General features: G+C 74.2%; 13 protein-coding genes. All 13 read right to left on the bottom strand.

Annotated elements, in window-relative coordinates:
* Window positions 1-72 precede the first annotated feature (72 nt).
* Window positions 73-822 carry a TSUP family transporter gene (locus J1M38_RS09160; protein WP_186319884.1) on the bottom strand — a complete coding sequence of 250 codons (750 nt, stop codon included), beginning with the start codon at window positions 820-822 and terminating at the stop codon, window positions 73-75.
* A gap of 43 nt (window positions 823-865) precedes the next feature.
* Window positions 866-2,692 (bottom strand): proline--tRNA ligase, encoded by a 1,827-nt coding sequence (locus J1M38_RS09165; RefSeq protein ID WP_063190292.1) that lies wholly within the window; start codon window positions 2,690-2,692, stop codon window positions 866-868.
* A 119-nt stretch (window positions 2,693-2,811) separates the two neighbouring features.
* Window positions 2,812-3,744 (bottom strand): GNAT family N-acetyltransferase, encoded by a 933-nt coding sequence (locus tag J1M38_RS09170; protein ID WP_063190291.1) that lies wholly within the window; start codon window positions 3,742-3,744, stop codon window positions 2,812-2,814.
* On the bottom strand, window positions 3,719-4,870 hold the full coding sequence (gene ispG, locus J1M38_RS09175; protein ID WP_036314066.1) for a flavodoxin-dependent (E)-4-hydroxy-3-methylbut-2-enyl-diphosphate synthase: 1,152 nt from the start codon (window positions 4,868-4,870) through the stop codon (window positions 3,719-3,721). Before ispG ends, J1M38_RS09170 begins: the two co-directional genes overlap by 26 nt.
* 138 nt (window positions 4,871-5,008) lie before the next feature.
* Window positions 5,009-6,376, bottom strand: coding sequence for an RIP metalloprotease (locus J1M38_RS09180; RefSeq protein WP_061866732.1), 1,368 nt, complete (start codon window positions 6,374-6,376; stop codon window positions 5,009-5,011).
* On the bottom strand, window positions 6,373-7,608 hold the full coding sequence (gene dxr, locus J1M38_RS09185; protein WP_063190372.1) for a 1-deoxy-D-xylulose-5-phosphate reductoisomerase: 1,236 nt from the start codon (window positions 7,606-7,608) through the stop codon (window positions 6,373-6,375). Before dxr ends, J1M38_RS09180 begins: the two co-directional genes overlap by 4 nt.
* 139 nt (window positions 7,609-7,747) lie before the next feature.
* Window positions 7,748-9,370 (bottom strand): cation acetate symporter, encoded by a 1,623-nt coding sequence (locus J1M38_RS09190; RefSeq protein WP_063190290.1) that lies wholly within the window; start codon window positions 9,368-9,370, stop codon window positions 7,748-7,750.
* Window positions 9,367-9,741: a DUF485 domain-containing protein gene (locus J1M38_RS09195; RefSeq protein ID WP_063190289.1), complete on the bottom strand. Its 375-nt coding sequence runs from the start codon at window positions 9,739-9,741 to the stop codon at window positions 9,367-9,369. Before J1M38_RS09195 ends, J1M38_RS09190 begins: the two co-directional genes overlap by 4 nt.
* Before the next feature lie 200 nt (window positions 9,742-9,941).
* Window positions 9,942-10,820 carry a CoA ester lyase gene (locus tag J1M38_RS09200; RefSeq protein ID WP_044658614.1) on the bottom strand — a complete coding sequence of 293 codons (879 nt, stop codon included), beginning with the start codon at window positions 10,818-10,820 and terminating at the stop codon, window positions 9,942-9,944.
* Window positions 10,817-11,347: a MaoC family dehydratase gene (locus J1M38_RS09205; RefSeq protein ID WP_041104218.1), complete on the bottom strand. Its 531-nt coding sequence runs from the start codon at window positions 11,345-11,347 to the stop codon at window positions 10,817-10,819. Before J1M38_RS09205 ends, J1M38_RS09200 begins: the two co-directional genes overlap by 4 nt.
* A gap of 1 nt (window position 11,348) precedes the next feature.
* Window positions 11,349-12,536, bottom strand: a complete 1,188-nt coding sequence (locus tag J1M38_RS09210; protein ID WP_041104216.1) for an acyl-CoA dehydrogenase family protein — start codon at window positions 12,534-12,536, stop codon at window positions 11,349-11,351.
* A gap of 15 nt (window positions 12,537-12,551) precedes the next feature.
* A complete protein-coding gene (locus J1M38_RS09215) occupies window positions 12,552-14,693 on the bottom strand; it encodes a biotin carboxylase N-terminal domain-containing protein (RefSeq protein WP_144819445.1) in 2,142 nt (713 codons plus the stop codon).
* Window positions 14,694-14,700: 7 nt separating this feature from the next.
* Window positions 14,701-16,317 (bottom strand): carboxyl transferase domain-containing protein, encoded by a 1,617-nt coding sequence (locus tag J1M38_RS09220; RefSeq protein ID WP_036338399.1) that lies wholly within the window; start codon window positions 16,315-16,317, stop codon window positions 14,701-14,703.
* Window positions 16,318-16,449 lie beyond the last annotated feature (132 nt).

A 16,449-nucleotide genomic window follows, 5' to 3' on the forward strand; every position in this document is an offset into this window, starting at 1 on the left:
GGATCCGGGGCCGAGCCTACCGGCGGCCCACGGCGGGGCCGAGTGCTCCCGACCGGGTCGGACGGGGCGGGCTCAGCGCAGCAGCGGGGCGAGGGTGTCCGCGCCGACCTTGACGATGAGCGCGGCCACCACCATGAGGTACACCACGCGGATGAAGCCGGTGCCGCGGGCGATCGCCATGCGGGCCCCCACGTAGCCGCCCACGAGGTTGGCCGCGCCGAGCAGCAGCCCCAGGCCCAGCACCGCGTGCCCCGAGGGCACGAAGTACGCGAGCGCGCCGAGGTTGGTCGCGAGGTTGACCACCTTCGCCTGTGCCGAGGCGTGCAGGAAGTCGAACTTGAGCAGCAGCACCAGCCCCAGGATGAGGAACGTGCCCGTGCCGGGGCCGAGGACGCCGTCGTAGAAGCCCACCGCCGCGCCGAGCGCCACGGCCCGGGCCAGCGCGGTGCGCCGCCGCGGCCCCACGCCGGCGACCTGTCCGAGGCCCGGGCGCACGGCCGTGAACACGGCGACGGCGATCAACGCCACCAGGATCACGGGCCGGATCACGCCGGCCGGCAGATGCGCGGCCACCACGGCCCCGCCCAGGGCCGCCGCGAAGGCGACGGCGGCCATCGGCAGTGCGGTGGACAGATCCTGCCGCAGGCGCCGCCGGTAGGTGAGCGCCGACGTCGCCGTGCCGAACACCGAGCCGAGCTTGTTGGTGGCCAGGGCCTGGATCGGGCTCAGCCCGGGCACGAGCAGCAGGGCCGGCAGCTGCAGGAGCCCGCCCCCGCCCACGACGGCGTCGATCCAGCCCGCCGCGAAGCCCGCGGCGAGCACGAGGACGAGCAGTCCGGCGGTCAGCTCGACGGCGCCGAACCACTCAGCGCCCGTCGCGCACCTCCGCGAGCACCGCCGCGACGGCCCCGTCCACGGGCACGGGGCGCGCCTCGCCGGTGGCACGGTCCTTGAGCTCGAGCTCGCCGTCCGCCAGGCCGCGGCCGATCACCACGGTGGTGGGCACGCCGATGAGCTCGGCGTCCTTGAACTTCACGCCGGGGCTGACCTTCGGACGGTCGTCCACGAGCACGGTCAGGCCCTCGGCCTCGAGGCCCGCGGCGAGGGTCTCGGCGGCGGCGAGGCCGTCCTCGCCCTTCGTGGCGACGACGACGTGCACGTCCGCCGGGGCCACCGCGCGCGGCCACGCCAGGCCCTTGTCGTCGTGGTAGCGCTCGGCGATCGCGGCGACGGCGCGCGTGATGCCGATGCCGTAGGAGCCCATGGTCACCACGACCTGCTTGCCGTGGACGTCGAGGACCTTCAGGTCGAGGGCCTCGGCGTACTTGCGGCCGAGCTGGAAGATGTGGCCCATCTCCATGCCGCGGCGGGTGTGCAGCGGACCGGAGCCGTCCGGGGCCTCGTCGCCCTCACGCACCGCGGTGGCCTCGAGCACGCCGTCCCACGTGAAGTCGCGGCCGGCCACGAGGCCGAACACGTGGCGCTGGTCCGCGTTCGCGCCGGTGATCCACGCGGTGCCGGGGGCGATGCGCGGGTCCACGAAGAAGGGCAGGCCCGAGACGGAGCCCTCCGCGCCGAGCACCGGGGTGCCCTCGACCGCGTCGGCCGCCGCGGGGCCGATGTAGCCCTTGACCAGGGCGGGGTGCGCGGCCAGGTCCGCGGCGGTCGCGGCCTCGAGCGTGGGCTCGCCGACCACGCCGAGCGCCGGGCCCACGGACGCCTCGAGACGCTTGAGGTCCACCTCACGGTCGCCGGGCACGCCCACGACGAACGGGCGGCGCTCGCCGCCGTCCACCACCGCGGTGACCACGACGCACTTGAGCGTGTCCGCGGCGGTCCACGGCTCGCCGTCGCGCGGGGCCAGCTGGTTGGCGACGTCCACGAGCGCGGCGATGGTGGTGGAGACCGGGGTGTCCTTGACCTCGGCGGCGGGCAGGACCGCCATGGCCGCCTCGTCCAGCGGGGCGGGGGCCACCGTGGTGACGGCCTCGACGTTGGCGCGGTAGCCGCCGTCGGACTCGACGAAGGTGTCCTCGCCCACCTCGGTGGGGTGCAGGAACTCCTCGGAGCGGGAGCCGCCCATCGCACCGGAGGTGGCCCGCACCGGCACGACCTCGAGGCCGAGGCGGTCGAAGATCCGCAGGTAGGCGGCCCGGTGGGCCTCGTACGCGGCGTCCAGGCCGGCGTCGTCCACCGTGAAGGAGTAGGAGTCCTTCATGATGAACTCGCGCCCGCGCAGCAGGCCGGCGCGCGGGCGGGCCTCGTCCCGGTACTTGGTCTGGATCTGGTACAGGTACGCGGGCAGGTCCTTGTACGAGGAGTACAGGTCCTTCACCAGGAGCGTGAACATCTCCTCGTGTGTGGGGGCCAGGAGGTAGTCGTTGCCCCTGCGGTCCTGCAGGCGGAACAGCCCGTCGCCGTACTCATCCCAGCGCCCCGTGGCCTCGTAGGGCTCCCGCGGCAGCAGCGCCGGGAAGTGCACCTCCTGGGCGCCGATCGCGTCCATCTCCTCGCGCACGATCCGCTCCACCTTGGCCAGCACCTTGAGGCCCAGCGGCAGCCACGAGTAGATGCCCGGGGCCGCGCGACGGATGTAACCGGCACGGACGAGGAGCCTGTGGCTCGCCACCTCGGCCTCCGCCGGGTCGTCGCGCAGGGTGCGCAGGAACAGGGTGGACATGCGCAGGGGCATGGCGGGGCCTCCTCGGACGGGCTCGCGCGGTCGGGGCGGCGCGCGGGACGGGACGACGCCGGCACGGGGTGCCCGGCGTCCTGACCGCCGATCCTATCGCCCGCGCAGGGCCCGCCGGGTCAGTACAGGACGGTCGCGAACGTGCCGCGCCGCTCGAACCCCACGCGCTCGTACGTGCGCAGCGCGGGGGTGTTGTGCGCGTTGACGTAGAGGCTGACCACGGGCGCCTGGAGTCGCACGTAGTCCACGACGGCGGCCATCGCCGACGCCGCCAGTCCTCGGCCCCGCGCGGCGGGGGCCATCCACACGCCCTGGATCTGGGCGCACCGGGAGGAGAGCAGCCCGATGTCCGCCTTGAAGCGCAGCGGGCCGCCCGCGTCGCGCGGTCCCGGGTCGATGAAGACGCGTCCGGTGTGGATCAGCCGCTCGACCCGGTCCCGGTACTGGGCCGCGCCCCCGGCGAACGGGGAGAAGCCGAGCTCCTCCTCGAACATCGCCGCGCTGGCCGGCAGGACGCGCGCGAAGTCGTGTGGCTGCGCCTGCACCACGTGCGGGTTCGGGGCGATCCCCCCGGCCGTGCCCAGCACAAGCAGCGGCTGGTCGGGGCGCACGGACCGGGACCGGTGGCCCGCGGCGGCGAGGGCCTCGCCGGCGGCCAGCACGGGACCGGCCGGGCCGTAGACCGACCCGTACCGGCGGCGCAGCGCGGCGGCCGCCGCGCCGAGCGCCTCCGCGTCGCCCGGCGCCCAGCCGGCGTCCGGGGCCTCGGACGCGGCGACCGGCACCACGTTCGAGCCGATCCAGACGGCCGCGCGCAGCGCGCCGGCGCCCGGGGCGTCGTCGTCGATCCCGAGGAACAGGGTGCCCGCCGCTCCCCCGCGCGGGCCGGCCAGGCGGCCCGCCTCGAGCAGGGAGTCCACGAACACGTTGGACACGGGGGCACGGGCGGACAGGGCCGCGAGCGCGGCGGTGTCCGCGTCGGTCAGCAGGCGGACGCGGTCACCCGTGGCGGCCCGGACCTCCCGGTCAGTGGACGGAGACCACCGGGGCACCGGCGGCAGCCTGGTCACCGCCGTCCTCCCCCAGGTCCATCTCACCGGCGATCCGGTTGGCCTCCTCGATGAGGGTCTCCACGATCTGGTCCTCGGGCACGGTGCGGATGACCTCGCCCTTGACGAAGATCTGGCCCTTGCCGTTGCCGGAGGCGACGCCGAGGTCGGCCTCGCGGGCCTCGCCCGGCCCGTTGACGACGCAGCCCATGACGGCCACCCGCAGCGGGACCTCGAGGTCCTGGAGGCCCTCGGTGACCTGCTCGGCCAGCGTGTACACGTCCACCTGGGCGCGGCCGCACGAGGGGCAGGAGACGATCTCGAGCTTGCGCTCACGCAGGTTCAGGGACTGCAGGATCTGCAGGCCCACCTTGACCTCCTCGACCGGCGGCGCGGAGAGGGAGACGCGGATGGTGTCACCGATGCCCTGGCCGAGCAGGTAGCCGAAGGCGGTGGCGGACTTGATGGTGCCCTGGAAGGCCGGGCCGGCCTCGGTGACCCCGAGGTGCAGCGGCCAGTCACCCTGCTCGGCGAGCAGCTCGTAGGCGCGGGCCATGATCACCGGGTCGTTGTGCTTGACGGAGATCTTGAAGTCCTTGAAGCCGTGCTCCTCGAAGAGGGAGGCCTCCCAGACGGCGGACTCGACGAGGGCCTCCGGGGTGGCCTTGCCGTACTTCTGCAGCAGGCGCGGGTCCAGGGAGCCGGCGTTGACGCCGATGCGGATGGAGGTGCCGTGGTCCGAGGCGGCCTGCGCGATCTCCTTGACCTTGTCGTCGAACTTCTTGATGTTGCCCGGGTTCACGCGCACGGCGCCGCAGCCGGCCTCGATCGCCGCGAACACGTACTTCGGCTGGAAGTGGATGTCCGCGATCACGGGGATGGTGGACTGCTGGGCGATGACCTTGAGGGCCTCGGCGTCCTTGTCCGTGGGGCAGGCCACGCGGACGATGTCGCAGCCGGCGGCCGTGAGCTCGGCGATCTGCTGCAGGGTCGCGCCGATGTCGTGCGTCTTGGTGGTGGTCATCGACTGCACCGAGACGGGGTGCTGCGAGCCGACGCCCACCGAGCCCACCTGGATCTGCCGGGTGGTGCGGCGCGGGGCCAGCACGGGCGGCGGGGCGGACGGCATTCCAAGGCTGACGGGCACGGGGGCGCTCCTCATGGGTTCTCGGGGTCGACGGCGCGGGGCCGCCGGGTTCTCCGGTCCATCCTAGGCGCGCGGGCGCCCCGGGGCGCGGGGCGACCGCCCACGGCGAACGGGCCGGGCTCAGAACAGCCGGACCGGCTCCACGATGTCCGCCACGATCAGGATGACGCCCATGAGCAGCATCGCCGCGCCCACCGCGTAGGTCAGCGGCAGCATGCGGGCCAGGTCGAACGGCCCCGGGTCCGGGCGGCCCGTGATCCGGGCCCAACCGCGGCGCACCGCCTCCCACAGGGCGCCGGCCACGTGGCCGCCGTCGAGCGGGAGCAGCGGGATGAGGTTGAACACCATGAGCGCCACGTTCACGCCCGCCAGCAGGGACAGCAGCAGGGCGGCCTTGTCCGTCAGCGTGGCCTCCTCGAGCGCCGCCGCCTCCCCGGCGATCCGGCCGACTCCCACCACGGACATCGGGCCGTCCGGGTCGCGCTCGGCCGGGGTCACCACGGCGACGGCGGTGTCCCACAGCCGCTGCGGCAGCACGAGGACGACGTCGACGACGCCCCGCACCTGCTGGGCCACGAGCGGGCCGGCGTCGAGCGGGGTGCCGCGGACCGTCTCGAGCTGCGCGCCCATGCCGATGAACCCGACCTCGTGGGTCGCCACGGTCCCGTCCGGGGCCCGCTCGGGCCGGCCCAGCGCGTCCGTCACGGGCCGTTCCGTCAGGCGCGGGGTCAGGGTGGCGCTCATCCGCTCGCCGTCGCGCTCCCACTCGATCCGGGTGGGCTGTCCGGCGCGGTCCCGGATCGCGGCGGAGAGGGCGTCCCAGTCGGAGACCGGCCGCCCGTCGAAGGCGAGCACGGTGTCGCCGGGGCGCAGTCCCGCCTCGTGGGCGGGCGCGGCGGGATCGCCCGGGCGGCAGTCCTCTGTCCCGCCGGAGGCGGCGCGGGCCTGCTGCTCCTGCATCGTGACCACGCACCGGTAGACCTCGGCGACGGTGGTGCTGGGCTGCGAGGTGCCCACCGTGGTGACCAGCAGGGCGGTGGCGCCCAGCGCGATGAGCAGGTTCATGAACGGCCCGCCGAGCATGATCACCACCCGCTTCCACACCGGCAGGGCGAGGAAGCGGCGGTGCTCGTCGCCGGGGCGGACCTCCTCGGCGGCCTGGGCCCGCGCGTCGTCGGCCATGCGGCCCAGCTGCTGGACGAAGCCCGTGGACGCCGCGCGGGGCGTCTGCCCGGGCCGCGGCGGGGGCAGCATCCCGATCATCGCGACGTAGCCGCCCAGCGGCACGGCCTTGAACCCGTACTCCGTCTCGCCGCGGCGCCACGAGACGAGCGTCGGGCCGAAGCCGATCATGTACTGCGTGACGCGCACGCCGAAGAGCTTGGCCGGGACGAGGTGGCCGATCTCGTGCAGGGCGATCGAGACCGCCAGGCCCAGCGCGACCGCGAGGACGCCCGCGACGTACCAGAGGATCTCCACGACGGTCACCAGCGGGCCCGCGCCGCACGGCGCGCCCAGGCCTCGGCGGCGAGCACGGCATCCACGGTGAGCCCCGTCGGCGCGGGGTCGTGGCCGGCCGCGGCGAGCACGTGCTCGGGGGCATAGTCGGCGACGACGGCGCGGACCGTGTCCACGATCCCGTCGAAGGGCAGGGCGCCGGCGTGGAAGGCGTCCACGGACTCCTCGTTGGCGGCGTTGAACACGGCCATGTGGGTGGGCGAGGCGGCCGCCGCCTCCTTCGCGGCCCGTACCGCGGGGAAGGCCTCCTCGTCGAGGGGCTCGAACGTCCAGGTGGCCGCCCGCGTCCAGTCGCAGGCCGGGGCCGCGCCCGGGAGACGGCGCGGCCAGCACAGCCCCAGGGCGATGGGCAGGCGCATGTCCGGCGGGGAGGCCTGGGCGAGCGTGGACCCGTCGACGAACTCGACCATCGAGTGCACCACGGACTGCGGGTGGACCACGACGTCGATCCGGTCCAGGGGCACGTCGAACAGCAGGTGGGCCTCGATCACCTCGAGGGCCTTGTTCACGAGGGAGGCGGAGTTGGTGGTGACGACGCGGCCCATGTCCCACGTGGGATGGGCGAGGGCCTGGGCGGGGGTGACGGCGTGCAGGGCGGCGCGGTCCAGGCCGCGGAACGGCCCGCCCGAGGCCGTGAGCACGAGGCGGCGGACCTCGTCCGCCGTGCCCCCGCGCAGCGCCTGCGCGAGCGCGGAGTGCTCGGAGTCCACCGGCACGAGCTGGCCCGGGCGGGCGGCCGCCTTCACGAGGGCCCCGCCGACGATGAGCGACTCCTTGTTGGCCAGGGCCAGGCGGTGGCCGGCGTGCAGCGCGGCGAGGGTGGGCCGCAGGCCGATCGAGCCCGTGATCCCGTTGAGCACGGTGTCGGCGCCGGGCCACGCCGCGATCTGCTCGGCGGCGCGTGGCCCGGTGAACAGCACGGGTCGGGGGGCCGGGCGCCCGAGGCGGGCGGCGGCGTCGGCGAGGGCGGCGCGCAGCTCCTCCTCCCCCGCCGCGGCGGAGCCCACCGCCTCGACCTCGAAGCGCACGGCCTGCTCGGCCAGCAGGGTCGTGTTCGCCCCGCCCGCGAGCGCGACGGCCCGGAGCCGGGCGGGGTCCTGGGCGATCACGTCGAGGCCCTGGGTGCCGATCGAGCCCGTGGAGCCGATCAGGGCGACGGCGCGCGGGGCGCCGTCGTCGTCCGCCGGGGCGGGGGCGGGCAGCGTGTAGTCGGTGAGGGATCCGTGCGTCACCCCGCCATGATGCCAGCCGGGCCTGGACACGGACGGGGGGCCGGCCGGACGGACGCCGCACCGCGACGTCCCGCCCCGCCGGCCCCCGTGGGACCGGGTCAGCCGCGGATCAGTGCTGCACCGGCTTCTCGGCGCCGATGCCGGTGAGGGAGCGGACCTCCATCTCCGCCTGCTTGTCCGGGTCCTCGGCGCGCGACGAGGTCACCGAGCCGAGCCAGCCGAGGAAGAAGGCCAGCGGGATGGAGACGATGCCCGGGTTCTTCAGCGGGAACACCGCGAAGTCCGCGCCCGGGATCATCGAGGTCGGCGTCCCGGACATCACCGGGGACAGGACGATCAGGATGATCGCGGAGAGCAGTCCGCCGTACATCGACCACACCGCGCCGCGGGTGGTGAAGCGCCGCCAGAACAGGGAGTAGAGGATGGTCGGCAGGTTCGCCGAGGCCGCCACCGCGAAGGCGAGCGCCACGAGGAACGCCACGTTCTGGCCCTGGGCGGCGATGCCGCCGACGATCGCCAGGACGCCGATCACCACCACGGTGATCTTGCCGATCCGCACCTCCTCCTGCGGGGTGAGCGGGTGCTTGGCGATCACGGAGCCGTACACGTCGTGGGCGAAGGACGCCGCCGCCGTGATGGCCAGGCCCGCGACCACCGCGAGGATGGTGGCGAACGCGACCGCCGAGATCAGGCCCAGCAGGATGGAGCCGCCGAGCTCGAACGCCAGCAGCGGGGCCGCGGAGTTCTGCCCGCCGGGCGCGGCCGTGATGCGCTCGGGGCCGATCAGCGCGCCGGCGCCGTAGCCCAGCACGAGGGTGAACAGGTAGAACGCGCCGATGAGGACGATGGCCCACACCACGGACTTGCGCGCCTCCTTGGCCGTGGGCACCGTGTAGAACCGCATGAGCACGTGCGGCAGGCCGGCGGTGCCGAGCACGAGCGCGATGCCCAGGGACACGAAGTCGAGGCGGGTCAGGGCGCTGGCGCCGTACTGCAGGCCCGGCTCGAGGATCGCCTCACCCTTCGGGTTCATCTCGACGGCGGCCCCCAGCATGGCGTTGAAGTCGAAGCCGAACAGGGCCAGCGACCACACGGTCATGATCCCCGCGCCGGCGATCAGCAGGATCGCCTTGATGATCTGCACGTAGGTGGTGCCCTTCATGCCGCCGATCAGCACGTAGACGATCATCAGCACGCCCACGATCACGATCACGAGGGCCTGGCCGGCCCGGTCGTTGATGTTCAGCAGCAGGGCCACGAGGCCGCCGGCGCCGGCCATCTGTGCCAGGAGGTAGAAGAGGCAGACGGCCATGGTGCCGAAGGCGGCCGCGATGCGCACGGGTCGCTGCTGCAGGCGGAAGGACAGCACGTCCGCCATGGTGAACTTGCCGGTGTTGCGCAGCAGTTCGGCCACCAGCAGCAGGGCCACGAGCCACGCCACGAGGAAGCCGATCGAGTAGAGGAAGCCGTCGTAGCCGTAGAGGGCGATCGCGCCGACGATGCCCAGGAACGAGGCCGCGGAGAGGTAGTCGCCCGCGATGGCCGTGCCGTTCTGGGTGCCGGAGAAGCCGCGGCCGCCGGCGTAGTAGTCGGCCGAGGACGTGTTCGTCTTGGACGCGCGGATCACGATCACGAGGGTGACCACCACGAAGGCGACGAAGATGCCGATGTTCACGGCGGGGTTGCCGACCGTCTGCGGGGCGGCCTGGAGCAGGGGGGTGAGCGCGCTCATCGCGTGGCCTCCGGGTTCTCGGGGGCGCCGGCCGCCTCGCGCTCGAGGCGCTCGCGCAGCGCCGTGGCGCGGGGGTCGAGGGTCCGGTTCGAGTAGCGGACGTAGGCGAAGGTGATCAGGAACGTGGTGACGAACTGGAGCAGGCCGAGGATCAGGCCGAGGGTGATGTTGCCGCCGAGGCGGATCGCCATGAACTCGGGGAAGAACGCGCCGACGATCACGAACACCAGGTACCAGACGAAGAACGCCACGGTCATGGGGAAGGCGAAGGATCGGTGGGTGCGCCGGAGCTCGATGAACTCCTCGGACTGCTGAGCGGCGCGGAACTGCGCGGCCGTGGGGACCGGCGCCGTGGGCTCGCTGGATGACATGGGCCCTCCGGGTGCGTAGGACGGATCAGTGTGAGACAGATCACTGTGATGACACGCACACTCTGTCGGCCCCAGGGGTGCGTCGTCAAGCGCGCCCCTGGGCCGTGCGCCCGTGTGACAGCCCCGGGGCGCAGCCGTGCGGACGCGGACGCGCCCCGACGGCACGGGGCCGCCGGGGCGCGGAGCCGCCGAGGAGCCGGTCAGGCGCTCGCCGGCCGGGGCGCGTCCGCGCGGCGCAGGACCGCGCGGGCCTGGGCGAGGACCACCTCGTCGACCATCGCCCCGTCCAGCTCGAAGGCCCCGTGTCGGCCCTCGGCCGCGGCGAGGACGCGCCGGGCGCGCTCGACGGCCTCCGGGGCGGGCGTGTAGGCGGAGCGCACGACGGGCACCTGGCGCGGGTGCAGGCACACGGTCGCGGTGCAGCCCAGGGCGACGGCGTCCTCGGCCTCGGCGGCCAGCCCGGCCTCGTCGCCGAGGTCCAGGTGGACGGCGTCCCATGCGGCCGCGCCGTGGGCGGCCGCCGCCAGCAGCACCGTCGCGCGGGCGTGCTGGACCACGGAGCGGTAGGCGCCCTCGGGGGTGCGGGAGGAGCTGCCGCCCATCGACGCCACGAGGTCCTCGGCGCCCCACATCAGCGCACCCACGTGCGGGTGGGCGGCCAGGTCGGCGGCGGCGAGGATCCCGGCCGCGGTCTCGCATAGGGCGACGACGCGGGTCTGCGGTCCGAGGGCGGCGACGACCCCGTCCACCTGCGCGGCGGACTCGGCCTTGGCGAGCATGAGCGTGCGCCAGCCCGTCCCGGCGAGCATGGCCAGGTCGGCGTCGTGGTCCGCGGTGCCCGCGGGGTTCACGCGGACCACCACGCGGTCCTCGTCCAGCGGGCCGCCGTCGACCCCGCCCGTCGCCCGCCCCGCCCAGGCCGCCGCGACGGCGTCCCGCGCGGTGGGCCGGGCGTCCGGGGTGACGGCGTCCTCGAGGTCGAGGATCACCGCGTCCGCGCGCTCGAGCGCCGTGGCGTACCGCTCGGGGCGGTCCGCCGGGGTGAACATGACGGCCGGTCCGAGGGTCAGCGCGCTCATGCCCGCTCCCCCGTGCCTGCGGCGTCGGCGGCCTTCGCCTTGGCCTCCGCGTGCGCCTGCGCGGTCCACATCAGACAGGTGCGCTGGGCGCGGACGACGACGTCGCCGTGCTGGTTCTCCCCCGTCATCGCGAACGTGACGATCCGCTGCCCCGGTCGCGAGGAGGACTCGCGGATCGCGGTGACCTCGGAGCGCCCGTAGAGCGTGTCCCCGTGGAAGACCGGCTTCGGGAACGCGATCTCCCCCAGGCCGAGCTGGGCCACGAGCGTGCCCTGTGTGGTCTGCCCGACGGCGAGGCCCACCAGGGTGGACAGCGTCAGCATCGAGTTGACCAGCGGTCGGCCGAACGGCTGGTCCGCCGCGTACGCGTGGTCCAGGTGCAGGGCCTGCGGGTTCATGGTGAGGGTGGTGAACAGGACGTTGTCCGCCTCGGTGAGCGTGCGGCCGGGCCGGTGCAGGTAGACCTGACCGACCGCCAGCTCGTCCGCGTAGCGGCCCCGCTGCTCGATCTCGACGCGCTCCGTCACGTCAGAGGCCCAGCTCGCGGGCGATCAGCATGAGCTGCACCTCGGTGGTGCCCTCGCCGACCTCGAGGATCTTGGAGTCGCGGTAGTGACGGGCAACGAGGGTCTCGTTCATGAAGCCGTAGCCGCCGAACACCTGGGTGGCGTCCCGGGCGTTGTCCATGGCGGCCTCGCCGGCGATCAGCTTGGCCATGGCGGCCTCGGTCTTGAACGGCTTGCCGGCCAGCATCTTCTGGGCGGCCTCGTAGTAGGCCAGGCGGGCGGCGTGCGCGCGGGCCTGCATGCGGGCGATCTTGAAGGACACGGCCTGGAACTGCCCGATCTTCTGGCCGAACGAGGTCCGCTGCTTGGCGTAGGCGACCGACTCGTCCACGCAGCCCTGGGCCGCGCCGGTGGCCAGGGCCGCGATGGCGATACGGCCCTCGTCGAGGATCTCGAGGAAGTGGGCGAAGCCGCGGCCGCGGGCGCCCAGCAGGTTCTCCTCCGGCACGCGCACGTCCGAGAAGTGCAGGGCGTGGGTGTCCGAGGAGTTCCAGCCGACCTTGTCGTAGGCCTTGGCCACGGAGAAGCCCTCGGTGCCGGCGGGCACGAGGATCGTGGAGATCTCCTTGGCGGGGCGGCCGTCGTGGCCGGTCCTGCCCTCCACGGTGCCGGTCACGGCGGTGACGGTGACGAGCGAGGTGATGTCCGTGCCGGAGTTGGTGATGAACTCCTTGGCGCCGTTGATGCGCCACTGGCCGTCCTCGAGCGCGGCGGTGGTCTGGGTGCCGCCGGCGTCGGAGCCCGCGCCCGGCTCGGTGAGGCCGAAGCCGGCCAGGTGCGTGCCGGCCACGAGGTCCGGCAGCCAGCGCTGCTTCTGCTCCTCGGTGCCGAACTTCAGCAGCGGCATGGCGCCCAGGGAGACGCCGGCCTCGAGGGTGATGGCCACGGACTGGTTGACGCGGCCGAGCTGCTCGAGGGCCAGGGCCAGGGCGAAGTAGTCGCCGCCCATGCCGCCGTACTCCTCGGGGAACGGGAGGCCGAACAGGCCCATCTCGCCCATCTGGGCCACGATCTCGTACGGGAACTCGTGCTGGGCGTCCAGCTCGGCGGAGACCGGGGCCACGACCTCGTCGGCGAACTCGCGGACGGTGTCGGAGAGGACCTGGTAGTCCTCCTCGAGGGCGGGCAGGGTGCGGTGCTTGGTGCTCATGGTCCTCTCCTGTTCTCAGGTGTTCTCTGCGGGTGCTGCGTGCTCGGTGGGCTCGACGACGGCGATCAACGCCTGCGCGGCCACGGCGTCGCCCTCGGCGACGTGGACGGTCACGACGCCGGCGACGGCGGCCGTGACGGGGTGCTCCATCTTCATGGCCTCGACCACCGCCAGCTCCTGGCCCGCGGCCACGGTGTCCCCGGTGGCCACGGACACGGCGACGACGGTGCCCGGCATGGGCGTGCGGGCCTCGGGGGACGCTGCGCCGGCCGGGGCACGACGCGCGGCCGCGGCCGCGCGGGCGGCCTCGACCACCTCGGCCCGGGTGAGGCGGCGGACCTGCCACGCGGCGCCGTCGCGGTGCAGCCACGCTGAGCGTGGGTCCCGCGGGTCACCGGCCAGGAGGTTGACGCCCGCCAGGGCTCCGGCGTCCTCGTCCACCTCGGCGTCGGCGGCGGGGGCGGTGAGGATGCGGTCCTCGTCCCCGACCCGCACGCGCATCCCGGGCTGCGGGGCGCCGGCGCCGCGCCAGCCGTCCGCCCGGGCCCACGCGGTGCCGGCCGCGCGCTGCTCGGCGGCGGCCGCGTCCTCGGACACGTCGGCCAGGGCCTCGGCCGCGAGCGCGGCGAGGTCCTCGGGCAGCGCGGGGGCGGTCCACGCCTCGAGGCCGTCGATCAGCTCGGTGGTGAGCCGGCCGGCCCGCACGTCCGCGCGGGCCGCGAGCTCGCGCAGCCAGCCCAGGTTGGAGCGGACGCCGAACAGCACGGTGTCCGCGAGCGCGGCGTCGAGCCGGTCGAGGGCCTCGGCGCGGTCGGCGCCGCGGGTGATGAGCTTGGCGATCATCGGGTCGTAGAAGCCGGTGATCTCGGGCTGTGCGCCGTCGACGTCCACGGGGTCCACGGCGCCGGCGGCGGTGGCGGGCCGCGCCTGCGGCCCGGAGCCGAACGCGCGCTCCTCGGACGGCCGGGAGGGCAGCAGGAGCGTGTCGACGCGGACGCCCTCGCCGGCGGGCTCGCGCCAGCGCAGCACCGGCCCGGTGGAGGGCAGGAAGCCGTTCGCGGGGTCCTCCGCGTAGACGCGGGCCTCGACGGCGGCGCCGTCGAGGCTCACGTCCGCCTGGGCGAAGCCGAGCGGCTCCCCCGCCGCGATGCGCAGCTGCAGCTCCACGAAGTCCAGGCGTCGTCCGCGCACCCGGACGACCTCCTCGGAGACCGGGTGCTCCACCTGCAGGCGGGTGTTCATCTCCATGAAGAAGAACTCGTCCGGGTTCTCGTCCGAGACGAGGAACTCGACGGTGCCGGCGCCGCGGTAGCCCACGGACACGGCCGCGTCCACGGCGGCCCGGCCCAGGCGCTCGCGGAGCTCGGCCCCGTGCGCCAGCCCGGTCAGCAGGGGCGCGGGGGCCTCCTCGATCACCTTCTGGTGGCGGCGCTGCAGGGAGCACTCGCGCTCACCCAGGTGCACGGTGGCGCCGTGGGCGTCCGCGAACACCTGCACCTCGATGTGCCGGGGCGCGGTGATGAGCCGCTCGAGCAGCAGGGTGTCGTCGCCGAACGCCGAGCGCGCCGTGCGCCGGGCCGAGGCGAGGGCGCCGGGCAGCTCCTCGGCGGCGCGCACGGCCACCATGCCCTTGCCGCCGCCTCCCGCGGAGGGCTTGATCAGCAGCGGGAAGCCGACGTGCTCGGCCTCGGTCGTGATCTGCTCGTCGGTGAGCGTGGGGTCCTGGATGCCGGGGACCACCGGCACGTCGTACGCGGCCACGGTCTCCTTCGCCCGGATCTTGTCCGCCATCGCGTCGAGCGAGCCCACGGGAGGGCCCACGAACACGATGCCGGCCGCCTCCAGCGCGCGGGCGAAGTCGGCGTTCTCGGACAGGAAGCCGTAGCCGGGGTGCACGGCCTGGGCGCCGGTGCGGCGCGCGGCGTCGACGACGGCGTCGATGTCCAGGTAGGACTCGCGGGCCGGAGCCGGGCCGAGGCGGACCGCCGTGTCCGCCTCCCGGACGTGCCGCGCGTCGGCGTCGGCGTCGGAGTACACGGCCACCGAGCGGATGCCGAGGCGGCGCAGGGTGCGGATGACGCGCACGGCGATCTCGCCGCGGTTGGCCACCAGCACGGTGTCGAACAGGGGCGTCCCCTGGGCGTGGTTCTCGGTCACGGGTGCCTCACATGCGGAACAGGCCGAACCGGGAGTCCGGCAGCGGGGAACGGGAGATGACGTCGAGGGCCAGGGAGAGCACCCGGCGGGTCTGGCCGGGGGTGATCACCCCGTCGTCCCAGAGGCGGGCGGTGGAGTACAGGGGGCTGCCCTGGTCCTCGTACTGCCGACGGACCGGCGCCTGGAAGGCCTCGACCTCCTCGGAGGACATCGGCTCCTCCCCCGCGGCGGCCCGCTGGTCCTGCTTGATCTGCGTGAGCACGGAGGAGGCCTGCGGGCCGCCCATCACGGAGATGCGCGCGTTCGGCCACATCCACAGGAAGCGGGGTGAGTAGGCGCGGCCGCACATCGCGTAGTTGCCGGCGCCGAACGAGCCGCCGATCACCACGGTCAGCTTGGGCACGCGGGCGGTCGCGACGGCGGTGACCATCTTGGCGCCGTCGCGCGCGATGCCGCCGGCCTCCGCGTCCCGACCCACCATGAAGCCGGAGATGTTCTGCAGGAACAGCAGCGGGATGCCGCGCTGGTCGCACAGTTCGATGAAGTGCGCGCCCTTGCGGGCGGAGTCTCCGAACAGGATGCCGTTGTTGGCGAGGACGCCCACGGGGTGGCCGTCGATCCGCGCGAACGCGGTGACCAGGGTGGTGCCGTAGAGGGGCTTGAACTCGTGGACGGAGCCGCCGTCCACGAGGCGGTCGATCACCTCGCGCACGTCGTAGGGGGTGTTCACGTCCACGGGCACGACGCTGGTCAGTTCGGCCGGGTCCTTGGCGGGCTCCGCGGCGGGGGCGACCTCCCAGGCCGGCGCCTCGGCCGGGGGCAGGGTGGCCACGATGTCCCGGAGGATCTGCATGGCGTGCAGGTCGTCGTCCGCCAGGTGGTCCGCGACGCCGGAGCGCTCGGCGTGCAGCCGGCCGCCGCCGAGGTCCTCGGGCGAGACGTCCTCCCCGATCGCGGCCTTCACGAGCGGGGGGCCGCCGAGGAAGATGGTGCCCTGCTCGCGCACGATCACGGTCTCGTCCGACATGGCCGGCACGTACGCGCCGCCCGCCGTGGAGGAGCCGCACACCGCGGCCAGCTGCGGGATGCGCTGCGAGGAGAGCAGCGCCTGGTTCCGGAAGATGCGGCCGAAGTGCTCGCGGTCCGGGAAGACCTCGTCCTGGCGGGGCAGGAACGCGCCGCCGGAGTCCACGAGGTAGATGCACGGCAGGCGGTTCTCCAGGGCGATCTCCTGGGCCCGCAGGTGCTTCTTCACCGTCATGGGGTAGTAGGTGCCGCCCTTCACGGTGGCGTCGTTGCCGACCACCATCACGAGGCGGCCGTGGACCAGGCCGATGCCCGCCACGACGCCCGCGGCGGGGCTGTCCCCGTCGTACAGGCCGTGCGCGGCCAGCGCGCCGACCTCGAGGAAGGGCGAGCCCTCGTCGAGCAGCGCGTCGATGCGGTCCCGCACCAGCAGCTTGCCGCGGCCGGTGTGGCGCTCGCGCGAACGCTCGGGCCCGCCGAGCGACGTGCGGGCGACGAGGTCGGCGAGCTCCTGCTCCAGCCGGGCGTGGCCGGCCGCGTTGCGCTCGGCCACGGTGGGCGCGGACTGCGCGGCCGGGGCCGGGGTGCTGGCGGTCATGAGACCCCCTTCAGTGAATGACGACTAACTGAACCGAGCCTCAGTGTAGTGACGATCGTCACTGACGTCGACCGGGCGCCCGGCGCGCCTCGTCCCGTCCTACAGTGGATCCCCTGTCTCTTCTACACATCT

Origin of the sequence: Micrococcus sp. KRD070, from assembly GCF_017168435.1 — a bacterium.
GTDB classification, from domain to species: domain Bacteria; phylum Actinomycetota; class Actinomycetes; order Actinomycetales; family Micrococcaceae; genus Micrococcus; species Micrococcus luteus.

Bases quoted from the DNA above. Each gene is read 5' to 3' on its own strand.
- J1M38_RS09195 (WP_063190289.1), bottom strand. From the start codon at position 9,741: ATGTCATCCAGCGAGCCCACGGCGCCGGTCCCCACGGCCGCGCAGTTC.
- J1M38_RS09220 (WP_036338399.1), bottom strand. From the start codon at position 16,317: ATGACCGCCAGCACCCCGGCCCCGGCCGCGCAGTCCGCGCCCACCGTG.
- J1M38_RS09165 (WP_063190292.1), bottom strand. From the start codon at position 2,692: ATGCCCCTGCGCATGTCCACCCTGTTCCTGCGCACCCTGCGCGACGAC.
- J1M38_RS09210 (WP_041104216.1), bottom strand. From the start codon at position 12,536: ATGAGCACCAAGCACCGCACCCTGCCCGCCCTCGAGGAGGACTACCAG.
- J1M38_RS09200 (WP_044658614.1), bottom strand. From the start codon at position 10,820: ATGAGCGCGCTGACCCTCGGACCGGCCGTCATGTTCACCCCGGCGGAC.
- ispG (WP_036314066.1), bottom strand. From the start codon at position 4,870: ATGCCGTCCGCCCCGCCGCCCGTGCTGGCCCCGCGCCGCACCACCCGG.
- J1M38_RS09190 (WP_063190290.1), bottom strand. From the start codon at position 9,370: ATGAGCGCGCTCACCCCCCTGCTCCAGGCCGCCCCGCAGACGGTCGGC.